Consider the following 11,966-nt stretch of genomic DNA (forward strand, 5'->3'; position numbering starts at 1 on the left):
TCCGTGAATTCTAGGTTAATCATGTTTTTAATGAGTGCTTTGCTTCTAATTATGACTCTTAAACTATATTATTGTCCTTGAGTAAAAAATGCAAGTTGTAGCCGTGCAAAGTATAACTTGCTATCTAAAAATAAATCAGTTACAATCTTTACAAATTAACTTCGTCTGTGAGGAAAGCTGGAAGTGTTGTTAAAAAAAGCCAAAAGAAACAGCCAGATGAGACACATATTTTCCGGAGGAATTTTCATTGCCTCCTGTGTGGGTACAGCCATACTTTGCGATGGGGTGAAGGCCCTTCCTTCTCCCTTAGACATTGAGGATGCTTCTATTCGGGTATCCCGGGAAAAAATTATCATTAATTCCCCCGTGGAATTAGAGAGGACAGACAGAATTCTGACCGCCAATTCCTTCTCGACAACCGAGGGATTAGCCAATAGTAATCTGCCCTCATCCTTAGAAAATAAGTCAGAAGAAAATAAGTCAGAGAAATCTTCCCGCGATACTTTAGCAACAGAAAAGACCAGGACAATTTCAACCCTAGAAGAATGGAAGGCGAATCTAGGGACAATGCAAGCGAGTCAGCTTTTACCGGCAGGGAATAATAACGCTCCAGAAGTCGAAAAATGGCAAGCGCAAGCATCCACCCCCGTTGATACCAATGTTTCCCCCGAATTACAGCGTTTACGTCAAGAGTTTCTGATTGAGGAACCGAAAACCCTTTCTGTGAAACTGGCAGAATTTGTGGTTGCCCCTAGTGGCAGTATCTCTACTCCCATCGGTTTTGGAGCCAATTTTGGGCAGATTTTCGGTGGTTTCGCTTTCCAGTCGAGAACCCGTTTTACCAATCAAGCAGATGGCGGGTTAGCCCTAGGAGTCGGTTTAGGAGAACGCCAGAAAATTGTCGGTTTAGATGTAACTCTGGCGATTTTGAGCCTTTTTGGTGATAACGCTGGACGGGGCAGTTTTAGCTTTAAAATTCACCGTTCTCTGCCAGAAGGTTTTGCTGTGGCCCTAGGATTTGAAAATGCTATTAACTGGGGTGGGACAGATGCCGGTAGCAGTATCTACGGGGTGGTGAGCAAATTTTTTCAGTTCACAGAAACAACGGCAGAACCCTTTAGTCAATTGACGCTCTCTTTGGGTGTTGGTGGTGGTCGTTTTCGCTCGGAAGGAGCCATCGAAGATGGGGTAAATTCCCTCGGTGTCTTTGCTAGTGCGGGTTTACGAATTGTTGAACCGGTCTCGGCCATTGTCGAATGGTCGGGTCAAGATTTAAACGCAGGTATTTCCCTGATTCCTTTCCCGAAAGTCCCCTTGACGGTTAACCTTGCCGGTGCTGATTTAACGGGCAATGCTGGGGACGGCGCTCGCTTCGTCATGAGTATCGGCTACAATTACTTTTTCCCCCGTTAGTCAGTTTTTACACTATTAATTTAGCTTTTTGAATGAGGATAAAGACCATGTTGATGAAATGGTTGACTAATTGGCAAGTTTCCCTAGTGGCGGCGGTTTTGCTGACCAATGCCCTAGTCTCTCCCGTTATGGCGCAAACCGGCAACCAATCCGATGCCACTGGCCCAATTCTTTCCACCGGTGATTTTGCCGGTCAAACTTTCCCCAGCACCACGACGGTAACGGGATTTCAGGGGGGAGAACCGGCTCAAATCGCTGTTAATCAGGCGGCTGCTTCTCTGAATACTCTTTTAGCCAGTAATAATTTAACCTCCCCCACGGGTACCCCGATTCCCGCAGCCGTTCAGCAATCGCTACTGAGCATCTTAACAGGGGATGCACAGGCGGGTAATAATATCAATGCTGTCATTGCTGCTCTTTACTCAGCCCCCGGCGCAGCGCCTTTAAATGTTATTGAAGACTTATTGGCCAGCTTAGAGAGACTGCTCAAAGATAAGAAGGTAGTTCCAGCTAAATTGCTGGCGGCGGTGCGGGCCTATAATGCGATGATTTTAGCCAGTAACGAAGAGTTTCTCCGCAATCCTCCCGCAGAACTACGAGCAATTCAAGCATTCTTAGCTAAATTGGTGCAACCCACTATTAGCTAACCGCATTTTCCCTACTGACTTGAAAGAGGGTGTGGGGTGTGGGGTGTGGGGTGTAGGGAAGGAAACCTCTTTCATCTGTGGGGGTGAAAATTTTTTCATCGGGACTGACTTCACCATAGTCTCCTTGGATTAGAGGGCTGTGGTGAAGGCTCCACGGTGGGCGCGGTGGTTGGCTGTGAGGGGGTTAGAGAAGGGGTATTTCCTCCCCCTAAAGATTCTTGGAGCTTGTCTCGCAGTTTTTTGGCGGTATCGGACTTAGGATTAATTTTGAGAGCTTGTTCGTAGGCGGCCAGCGCCTCTTGGGAGCGTTTCCAGTAGGTCAAGACCAGACCTTTCCCATACCAAGCTTGATAGAGTTGAGCATCGAGTTGCAAGGCTTTTTCATAGGCGGCATAGGCGAGGGATAATTGTCCTAACCGCCACATTGTATTGCCTTGATTGAGCCAGTTTAGGGGATTAGTATCGTTATTATTGGGAACTTGAAAAGCCTTGTATAATTCATCCCCAATTTCTTGCAAAGATAAGGCATTGGGAGGCGAATTTTCGACATTTATCTGCCCTTGAATGCCAGACCGGGGTGCTAATTTCAAAAAAGTAGTGATGGGAATAGCGAGACTAAAGCCAATTGGCACGGGAACCTTTTCGATTTTTTCGGCTTCATTTTGTCCGTGAACCGCAATGACTCGTCCATTGAGATCCAACACTGGACCGCCACTCATGCCCCCATAGGTGACACTGGTATAAACTATCTCATACCCCAACTCTGGGGGAAATATTTTCAGCAAGGGTGTAATGGCCTTGGGTAGCACTTTCCCCACATTGAACAATCGTTTCCGCTGGCCGATAAATTTCGGGTCCGGCCATCCAGAAGCAAAAATAAATTGTTCGTCAGCTACTTGATAGTTACCCAAGGTCGCTAATTGATAATTTTGGTCGCTCTGAAACTGTACGAGAGCTAGATCTACTCCGGGTAATTTTTTGATGCTATTGTAATCGAGCGGATATTGCTTGCCATCCCAGGTAATAATTTTTAGTTGATCGTAATAGAACTTGCAGGCATCTCTAGCATCTTTACAGATTACATGACTAGCAGTAAGAACAGTATAAACTTTTCCTTCTTTGGCAATAATCGATCCAGAGCCATTAGCAGTAATTTTCCCATTCGCCCCCTCTTCTTCTGAGGGGATTAAAACGGTAATCTTTTCAGCAATTTTTTCTATCTGCTCAGTTGTTGATGCCTTAGCAATCTGAGGAGAAACCACAAACACCGCTAGACCAACTAGGGCGGCGGAAATTTTCAAGAAATTGTTGCTCATTCTGGTTTAAAAATACAGTTGAGTGGAATTTACCAGAGTGGTGTGGGAGCGGGATTCTTTTCTCTTGGGGTTGACGAGGGTGGAGAAGGAAAATCTTCCGAGAAAGTTGGTTCTCTATGGGTGGGAAGCGGTGGGGGTGAAACTGCGGGCCGTTGCCGACTGGAAGCAGATGGAGAAGATGACCCCGATTGCAAAAAAGTCCCGATAGGAATCGCCCAACTTAATCGACTCATTTGTTCCCACAGTGCTGGTGAAGTCACTGTTCCATCAGCAAAAACGTAGGATTTACCCCAGAGAGGATAAGCATGAATGCCGTTAATACCAATAACTTTACCTTGCCGATTCAGCAGCGGTCCGCCACTCATGCCATTTTTAATCTTATTGGTGTAGCCGATTTGGTAGCCTCCCGAAAAGGATTTATCACTGAAAAGCGACAGTTTACCCACGGTGAAGGTAAATCCTTGTTCTGTCGGGCGATCGCCATCGAAGGGAAAGCCAGCGGCGAAAACTTCATCTCCGATAGCGAGATCATCGACATTAGCCAAATCAGCAATAGAATAAACTTGGCTACTGCGAAAAGAAACTAAGCCTAAATCATAATCATTCAAGCGAACTGTTCTGACCAACTCACCCCGATGTATCTTGCCGTCAGGGGTTTGTATTTGCCAACCCCGATAGCGATACCGCCCTAAAACATGGTCATTCGTGAGGACTTTGTAGGAACCACCCTGCTTTTCAACTAAAATGCCCGAACCCCAGCCTTGCCCTGATAACACCTTAACGGTAATTGCTCTGGCTAACTGACGCAGCTGTTGTTCTGAAAGTTGTTGAGAGCTATAGGCATTGGCCCGGTTAGGTTCCAGAGCGGGAGCATAGCTTGGGACAGCAAGCAAAGGTGTGGACAGTCCCAATAATAAACTGCCCGCACCAGCCAAAATTCTTTTTATCGCCCGACTCACTTGATTACTATGCTCCTATCTATAGAACTAGAAAAGTTTACCAAACAGCGGGCGTTGGGTTTCCTTGCGTCAACCCAACCTACCTTATCTATAGAACTAGAAAAGTTTACCAAACAGAACCGCCCGATGGTTTTTGGGGCGACTGTTCGGGAGAAGTCTCCGGCAGTGGAGAGGGGGACGAACCGGTAGCCAGATTTGTTTCCACGGGAGCATTTTCTAGGAATTTGTTGAAATGGACAATGACAGAATCCGATGAGCTTTCAAACAAAGGATCGGTTCTAGATCCCTCCCGGAGGTCGAATAGCTGTTGGATTTTCTGGGTTGCGTCTTCCCCTTTCTTGAGGGTAAATAATAGGTTATCGCGATTTGCCCGTTCTCGTCCATTACTAGGGGAATAGATGACCGGCAGACCATTGAGATAGCCAGTGGTAATAATATCAATTCCGCCTGGTCGAGCGTAAAGGGTATTGAATCGTTTAGTTACTTCTAGACACCGTTGCTGGGGAGTGTAACCGGAACCGCTAGAATAACGAGAAACCCAACGAATCACAGCTTTGCGTTCATTAGAGCCGACTTTGGCATAGGTTGTGGGAACTCCCACATGGGGGCCTGTCACTGGTAAAAGACACTCGAATCTGGTTTGAGCTTGGCTCGGTGATTGTAAGGTCAAGGCAGCTCCTACACCAATCAGACCAATAGTCAGAGTTTTTGTCAAAGTTTGTAATGTCATTGTCCTTATTCTAATCCTGCAAAGGGACTCTACTATACACTTCAAAGGTAGCTGTTATTTCTCCGCAAAACCAACAAAAGCAAAGCTTTTGCAACAATTCTTATTTTTTGGGATTACCCTTTCTTCAAACTCCTTTAAGAGAGCAATCAGATGAGTTCGTTTACCCCAAAGCAGACCAAACTTCTAACTTACTGACCACACGACGAATCACCTCATCGGTAAACTCACTCATGGTCATTTGGCCCCCTAAATCGGGGGTTTTTTTGCCCTCGTGAATAGTTTCAAAGACACTTTCATAAATTGCCCGAGAAGCTTTGCGCGCTTCGCTAGTTTCGATATAACCTAACAAAGCTGCCGAGGCTAAAATCATCGCCATGGGATTAGCGATATTTTTGCCCTCTAAAGCCGGGGCCGTGCCGTGGGGAGCTTCTGCCATAATGGTTTTAACCGCTAAGGTCTCCTCATCAAATCCCAAAACTAAACTTTCGGCCCCGGCAATACTGCCATAGAGTTGCAAGACAAAATCAGATAATAAATCGCCATCGCGATTAAGTGCTGGAATCACCAAAGCTTCGCCGTCGGTTTGTAAAAGTAGGGCAAAAGTTGCATCAATTAACAGGGGTTGATAACGCACTTCCGGATGTCTTTGGGCCGCCGCGTCTAATTCCTCTTTAAACATCCCTTCGTAGGTGGCACTAACGGTGAATTTTGGGCCGCCAAATACCCGCGCCCCGGTTTTTTTGGCCTGTTGAAAGGTAAACTCGGCCACAGCGCGACTGGTAGCCCTAGAAATGCGCGAGGTGCGATAGGCAATTTCATCGCCGGTGGCAGTGGTTTCTCGCCATTCTTTGGCCCCGTAGGCATCGTCAACGGCCATGCGGACAATGGCAATGGGAGAATAAACGCCCCCAATCGGACGAATACCGGGGATACGGCGACCGATGCGGAGAATTACCTGAGAATTCATTGCTTCTCTTAAAATAGCGTTGGGACTGCCCACATCTCCTTTGATTTCTGGGGTGATAGTAGCAGCTTTCAGGGCTAATCCGGTTTTTAGAGTCGCTTCAGCGGCCTCGTGAACCACTTGATTGTTACTCTGGCGACGCTGGGCTAAACTAAGATCAAAATCGGCAAAGTTAAGGGGTTGACGAATTATCGAGGGTTGTAATAGTCTCAGGGCTTCTAGTAATAGTTCTTCTCCAGTTTGGTCGCCGTGCATGACCACAATGGTGGGGATATTTTCCGTCATAATTTTTGAGTTTTAATAAAAATTGTCAAGTATATCTTAATGCTTAATTGACCGTTTAATCGGCTAAAAAAGATACTTTTTACCTTAATTAATTCTGTAATTTTATCAATCTTGTAAGTAGCTGGTTATAATTAAATTGAAGATAGATTTTGGGTTTGATCCCCCCTGCCCCCCTTGATAAGGGGGGTGCCGGTAGGCGGGGGTATCTACCCTTGATAAGGGGGGTTCGATCCCCCCTGCCCCCCTTGATAAGGGGGGTGCCGGTAGGCGGGGGGATCTACCCTTAATAAGGGTGGTTTCTGAAAGTTTTTAACACCTAGCCACTTAGAAAAAAATATATAATTAATATTATGCCCGATCGCTAATTAAATTAACAATCGGGCGCTAGTGAGAATTAATTAACCCAAGATTTAGAAAGCTTGTTCAACTTCGGCAATGTCTGGAATCATTTCCCGGAGACGGCGTTCGATGCCCATTTTTAGGGTCATGGTGGAACTGGGACAGGAACCGCAAGCGCCTTGAAGACGCAGTTTGACGACTGGCCCGTCGATTTCGACTAATTCCACGTTACCACCATCCGCCATCAGGTAGGGGCGCATTTCATCTAAAACTTGTTCGACGTTATCAGGAGTCAGTGTTAAAGACATAATCAGCTTCTGGTCAGAGATTTATTACAGTGTAAGTAAGTGGTTTCAATTAAATTGAAGATAGATCTTGTCTTTGATCCCCCCTGCCCCCCTTGATAAGGGGGGTGCCGATAGGCGGGGGGATCTACCCTTGATAAGGGGGGATCCCCCCTTAATCCCCCCCTTATTAAGGGGGGTGCCGATAGGCGGGGGGATCTACCCTTGATAAGGGGGGTGCCGATAGGCGGGGGGATCTACCCTTAATAAGGGGGGCGCCGATAGGCGGGGGATCTACCCTTGATAAGGGGGGATCCCCCCTTAATCCCCCCCTTATTAAGGGGGGTGCCGATAGGCGGGGGGATCCGACAATTTTTAACACCCACCTACTTAGTTACTTCAATCCTAACGCTTTTTGGGCGGGGATAACCCTTAAGATTCTAAAAGCTGTAGATTGATAAAAGTAAATTCTGTGGTGGATTTTTCGCCCCCCGCGTCGATTGCGTTAATCACTTGACAGGAGGGTAAATAATAATTACCGATTTTTTCGTAGGTTTCCTTAAAGTCACGTTTTCCCTTTAATTCATCGGTTTTAGCATTGCGGAAAATGGCATTATAGCGAATAGAAATATAACCTTCTCCCGTATCGAGACTTTCCTCGGTATTAATAGTAAAAGCCATCGGTCCCATGACTCGACTGACTTGACAGATTTCCTGGCCGCGCACTTTATAATTAGACCCCATCGCATCGCCGGTGACAAGAATTTCTACCGCACCGGTGGGATCATCTTGCCCGAAATTAAACTGGTTTTTGCCGTGGGAGGCATCAAAATTGCCTCTTTTGCGGTGAGTAACGATGTCGCGCATTTGATTATAGATACTTTCTTGCACTTTCTCGTCATCAATGCCCGTTACTTCCACACTATAATCGGCATTAACTTGAATTTTGCCTGTATGGACTTCCTCTCCTTGGGTGAGGATAATATCAGCAGTGTAACCGGGGAATCCTTCATCCCAAGTGTAACGGTTTTCGTAGGCGGAGCGGAAAATATCTCGGGCGTTCGTCGTGGCTACAGTCATAATCGCTTTACTTGTGTTGATAACTCCATTTATATCATTGTCGCTGATTTTTTCGCCTCTGGCCGAGATTTCTAGAAAACTAGATGAATTCCACAGCTTAGGGAAAAGTCAGTTAGAATCGATCAATGACCCGTACCTTGCTCGATTGCCATAAATCTAAATAAGCAAAAAATAAACATGAGCAATTATGACAAAATTAAGTCCAAAAGTTACCGCAATTATTCGTTCTGGTGAACAACAAGGATATGTAGGTGAATGCGTGGAAATTTCGATTGTCACCCAGGGAAATACCTTAGATGAGGTGGTTAATAATCTCCAAGAAGCCATTTTACTGCATTTAGAGGGAGAAGACCCCAGGGAGTTCGGTCTAGTTGCCAAACCTTCTCTACAGATTATATTTGAGTTACAGCCAGTAATTTGTAGGATGGGTTAGCGGTAGCGTAACCCATGCGGGTGTTGGGTTTCATGCTTCAACCCAACCTACATTCTATCCGGCAAAGACATTATGCTGTTCTTAATTTAAATTGCTTGTTGAGACGAGGTAAGAGGCAACCCCCCTCCGACATTGGGGTAGGGTTGATTCATGAATCAACCCTACTATTAATCAACCCTACTATTAATCAACCCTACTATTAATCAACCCTACCAACATCGGGGGGGTTTAAGGATAGGCGGTTAAAATGCGTCTTAGCTGATCAAAAAATCGGGCTAAAATAGAAAAAACTCACCCTCAGCGACCAAGGCGATGGCAGAAGAAACAGCGAAAATCAAGCTTTATCGGAAAACCTATCAACTTCCCCAACTAAATCGCCCCGATTTATTGGTTTTGCAGGATCAGATTCAAGAAAGACAGCAACTGATTAAAACCGGAAAACGGGTTCGCAATACATGGTTAGGATTGAGGAAAAAAGAAGAACCCCTCAATTTCGAGGAAACTTTTCAAGAATTGGAAAGATTAGTCGGGGATTATAACCAGTTAATCAGATTTCTCACCGACCATAAGGATGAATACCGGCGGTTTTTCCAGTCACTGACCGAGGAAATCAAGGAGGCAGTGGCGGTTAAATGCCAGAAATTGGCGGAAACAGAGCGAAAACGCCAATCTTTGGAGAATAGCATCGGCTCGGCCGACCTGCGAGATACCCTGAGACTACAGAAACAGCAGATTTTCCGCACTGTGATTCTTGTTGGTCGCGCCAGCTTGCTCATGCTCAAGAAAATCGACCTAATCAGCGAAAGTATCCAGAAATTAGCCGAAGATCAGGATACACAAACACAAGTTTTCTCGAAAATGATCGGCGAGTTGAACGGGTACAAACAAGTGTATCAGTTGCAGCTGGAGTTAGATACTCTGGAAAAAGAAGCGATCGAAATGGCCAAAGTAGCCATTAATCTAGAACAATACCTAAAACCAATTATCGGACAGTTTCAAGGCTTAATCGATCGAGTAGTGACCATTGACGGGGAACTTTCCCGCAGTGTCAGCGAAGTGGAATCCCTCGTCCAGAACATTCTTAGTTCCGAATCGGCGGTATCTTTCCGCAAAAACGAGAATCTATCGGCTAGTTTGCTCAATTTCCTTGTCACCAGCGAAGAAAAGCGCGGCCGTTTAGCGATCGCATTAGAGCGAGCCGAGCAGGAAGGATGGCAATGGACAGAAGTGGAAATCCCCGACGAGGAAATCGAACTGGAAACCGCCATTCAACGCATCAACAATCATGTAATCGAGAGAGTCGGGAATTGGCTCTTCTCGACTTTGTGTGATAATTTTTGCTTATGGAACCCTGAAGTGCTTATTGGGCAAAACTTTTAGGACTATTTTGCGGATATTCTATCGGTATAGACCTCGTTTCCACCTCCGTCGTCGGTGACTCTCCTATTCCTCCCCCTCCTCAACCAGAGACACCCCTAGACAATAAAACTCCTTCTTCTCCATCAGATTGGATGATTCCATCTAAATCTGCTCAACCAGAGACAGCACTAGGCAATAAAACTTCATTTACCGAAAACCTACCCAATGCGATAACACTAGAGATGGTGAGCTTACCAGCAGGTGAATTTCTCATGGGATCTGCTGACAGTGAAGATGAAAAGCCTCCACACCAAGTTAAAGTCAACAGTTTTGCGATTGGGAAATATCCAGTCACTCAGGCACAATATGAAGCGGTAATGGGAACCAATCCCTCTTATTTTAAAAACAATCCGCAAAATCCGGTAGAAAATATTACTTGGAACGATGCTCAAGCCTTTTGTCAGAAATTGAGTCAAATAACCGGGAAAACCTATCGCCTCCCCACAGAAGCGGAATGGGAATACGCTTGTCGTGCGGGGACAACCACTCGCTTTTATTTCGGTGATGATGCTAATCAGTTAGGAGATTACGCTTGGTATGACGGAAATTCTCAGGGGACAACTCATCCTGTGGGTCAGAAAAAGCCCAATGCTTGGGGACTCTATGACATGAGTGGCAATGTTTGGGAATGGTGCGAAGACGATTGGCACGATAACTATATCGGAGCGCCAAAGGATGGATCTGCGTGGCCTATCAATAATGATAATCGTTCTCATATCAAGTGTCTGCGCGGCGGTTCTTGGAACTACGACCCTAATTACTGTCGTTCTGCCTTCCGCTTCAGGTACTACCCCGACGTCGGCGACAGCGTCATCGGTTTTCGGGTGGTGTGCGGTGCTGGGAGGACTCTGTAATCCTTTTCTCCTTTTTACCCTTTTTACCCTTTTTCTCTTTTTCCCGCCTAGCGGCGGGTCGATTTTTTTTGAGATTTTTAATGGCTTCCATTACTGTTAATATCTCAGATGAACAGTTGAAGACTTAATTAGGGTTTGCATAGAAGATTCGATTTTCAATTTCTGTCGATGGCGTTTGGAACAAGGGGTTAAGGCTTGTGTTCGATGCCATCAAATCATTACAGATATGCCAATAATCCCAGATGATAGAGAATAGATATCTCCGAAAATTAAATATGCGTAACCTGAAACCCTTGGTAGGGACAATTCATGAATTGTCCCTACATTTTTGGAGTATAAATCATGAATTGTCCCTACATTTTCGGAGTAAAATTCATTAATTAGTCCTACGTTTTCGGAGTAAAATTCATTAATTAGTCCTACGTTTTTGGAGTAAAATTCATAAATTGTCCCTACGTTTTCGGAGATGTCTAATGATGACACAGCTAGTCTCTCTGCTATAGTACAAAAGTCGTTTAGCATGATACGCTATCTAACCTTATTGCGATCGCATTGAACTTTTCCTATTCCCTTTGAGTTGCTTGTCTAACCTGTTCGATCTCTAATTCTAAAGCTTGTGCTATCTGTTCAAAGTTCAATCCTAATGCCAATAAACGAGGAATAGAGGCTAATTTTGCCGCTAATTCGCCTTCTTGTCGGCCTTCTTGTCGGCCTTCTTGTCGGCCTTCTTGTCGGCCTTCTTGTCGGCCTTCTTGTCGGCCTTCTTGTCGGCCTTCCTCTCTACCTTCCTCTCTACCTTCTTCTAAAGCTTCCTGATACACTTTAGTTTGTTTTAAATCACTTAAACTAAACATCGCTTCTATCTCCTTTCTACTGACTTGGGGTAACTTATAAACCAAAATTGTCTCTATCAATTCTAAAAGTTCTTGCTGTTGTTTGACCTTAGGTAATTCTTCTCTAATCCGTGGAATTAATTGTTTTCCCTGCTCGATCGCTCTTGCGGTGGGTGCTATAATTAACTGTAACATTGATATTCCCAGGGATTCCCCTTCTCTTAATTCCTCGAGATAAAAACGTAAAATTCTGCCGGAGTTGATTAATTCCCCATAACGGGCCGTCTCTAAGCTTTCCACTGAACGCCGAGGATAAATAACTACTCCCTGCCAGTTGTTGCTTAAGTCCGTTTGGTGGAGATAGAGGAAGATTTCACTGAAGAAACGGGAATAAAACCTATTATCTTTCT

General features: G+C 45.2%; 10 protein-coding genes and 1 pseudogene. 4 read left to right on the forward strand and 7 right to left on the reverse strand.

Annotation, left to right across the window (positions count from 1 at the left end):
• Positions 1-183 precede the first annotated feature (183 nt).
• Both EWV66_RS15060 and EWV66_RS15065 read left to right on the forward strand, forming a co-directional pair.
• Entirely contained in the window at positions 184-1,413 is a 1,230-nt protein-coding gene (locus EWV66_RS15060; protein ID WP_353734447.1) for a hypothetical protein, read from the forward strand.
• Between the two features lie 47 nt (positions 1,414-1,460).
• Positions 1,461-2,060 carry a hypothetical protein gene (locus EWV66_RS15065; RefSeq protein ID WP_052277474.1) on the forward strand — a complete coding sequence of 200 codons (600 nt, stop codon included), beginning with the start codon at positions 1,461-1,463 and terminating at the stop codon, positions 2,058-2,060.
• 110 nt (positions 2,061-2,170) lie between these two features.
• On the opposite strand, the gene EWV66_RS15070 is transcribed toward EWV66_RS15065, so the two are convergent.
• From EWV66_RS15070 to EWV66_RS15095, 6 genes are all read right to left on the reverse strand, one after another.
• Positions 2,171-3,376: a tetratricopeptide repeat-containing S1 family peptidase gene (locus EWV66_RS15070; RefSeq protein WP_287109212.1), complete on the reverse strand. Its 1,206-nt coding sequence runs from the start codon at positions 3,374-3,376 to the stop codon at positions 2,171-2,173.
• A 29-nt stretch (positions 3,377-3,405) separates the two neighbouring features.
• Positions 3,406-4,335 (reverse strand): S1 family peptidase, encoded by a 930-nt coding sequence (locus tag EWV66_RS15075; RefSeq protein WP_287109214.1) that lies wholly within the window; start codon positions 4,333-4,335, stop codon positions 3,406-3,408.
• Between the two features lie 106 nt (positions 4,336-4,441).
• Entirely contained in the window at positions 4,442-5,065 is a 624-nt protein-coding gene (locus EWV66_RS15080) for a COP23 domain-containing protein (RefSeq protein ID WP_185236995.1), read from the reverse strand.
• 160 nt (positions 5,066-5,225) lie between these two features.
• On the reverse strand, positions 5,226-6,314 hold the full coding sequence (locus EWV66_RS15085) for an isocitrate/isopropylmalate family dehydrogenase (RefSeq protein WP_052277478.1): 1,089 nt from the start codon (positions 6,312-6,314) through the stop codon (positions 5,226-5,228).
• A gap of 410 nt (positions 6,315-6,724) precedes the next feature.
• The gene (locus tag EWV66_RS15090; RefSeq protein ID WP_052277479.1) at positions 6,725-6,961 is read right to left on the reverse strand and encodes a NifU family protein; all 237 of its coding nucleotides are present in this window, start codon (positions 6,959-6,961) and stop codon (positions 6,725-6,727) included.
• 408 nt (positions 6,962-7,369) lie between these two features.
• The gene (locus EWV66_RS15095; protein ID WP_004268696.1) at positions 7,370-8,017 is read right to left on the reverse strand and encodes a DUF3386 domain-containing protein; all 648 of its coding nucleotides are present in this window, start codon (positions 8,015-8,017) and stop codon (positions 7,370-7,372) included.
• Positions 8,018-8,204: 187 nt separating this feature from the next.
• Here EWV66_RS15095 and EWV66_RS15100 point away from each other — a divergent pair, with 187 nt between their 5' ends.
• Both EWV66_RS15100 and EWV66_RS15105 read left to right on the forward strand, forming a co-directional pair.
• A complete protein-coding gene (locus EWV66_RS15100) occupies positions 8,205-8,450 on the forward strand; it encodes a type II toxin-antitoxin system HicB family antitoxin (RefSeq protein WP_002749457.1) in 246 nt (81 codons plus the stop codon).
• A 312-nt stretch (positions 8,451-8,762) separates the two neighbouring features.
• Positions 8,763-10,723: pseudogene (locus tag EWV66_RS15105) on the forward strand (formylglycine-generating enzyme family protein).
• 563 nt (positions 10,724-11,286) lie between these two features.
• Here EWV66_RS15105 and EWV66_RS15110 read toward each other — a convergent pair.
• The coding region (locus tag EWV66_RS15110; protein ID WP_287109216.1) for an Rpn family recombination-promoting nuclease/putative transposase at positions 11,287-11,966 on the reverse strand (680 nt) is incomplete at its 5' end.

The sequence above is a fragment of the Microcystis sp. M_OC_Ca_00000000_C217Col genome (genome assembly GCF_007095585.1).
Classification (GTDB): domain Bacteria; phylum Cyanobacteriota; class Cyanobacteriia; order Cyanobacteriales; family Microcystaceae; genus Microcystis; species Microcystis panniformis.

Bases quoted from the DNA above. Each gene is read 5' to 3' on its own strand.
- EWV66_RS15065 (WP_052277474.1), top strand. From the start codon at position 1,461: ATGTTGATGAAATGGTTGACTAATTGGCAAGTTTCCCTAGTGGCGGCG.
- EWV66_RS15070 (WP_287109212.1), bottom strand. From the start codon at position 3,376: ATGAGCAACAATTTCTTGAAAATTTCCGCCGCCCTAGTTGGTCTAGCG.
- EWV66_RS15080 (WP_185236995.1), bottom strand. From the start codon at position 5,065: ATGACATTACAAACTTTGACAAAAACTCTGACTATTGGTCTGATTGGT.
- EWV66_RS15085 (WP_052277478.1), bottom strand. From the start codon at position 6,314: ATGACGGAAAATATCCCCACCATTGTGGTCATGCACGGCGACCAAACT.
- EWV66_RS15090 (WP_052277479.1), bottom strand. From the start codon at position 6,961: ATGTCTTTAACACTGACTCCTGATAACGTCGAACAAGTTTTAGATGAA.
- EWV66_RS15095 (WP_004268696.1), bottom strand. From the start codon at position 8,017: ATGACTGTAGCCACGACGAACGCCCGAGATATTTTCCGCTCCGCCTAC.
- EWV66_RS15100 (WP_002749457.1), top strand. From the start codon at position 8,205: ATGACAAAATTAAGTCCAAAAGTTACCGCAATTATTCGTTCTGGTGAA.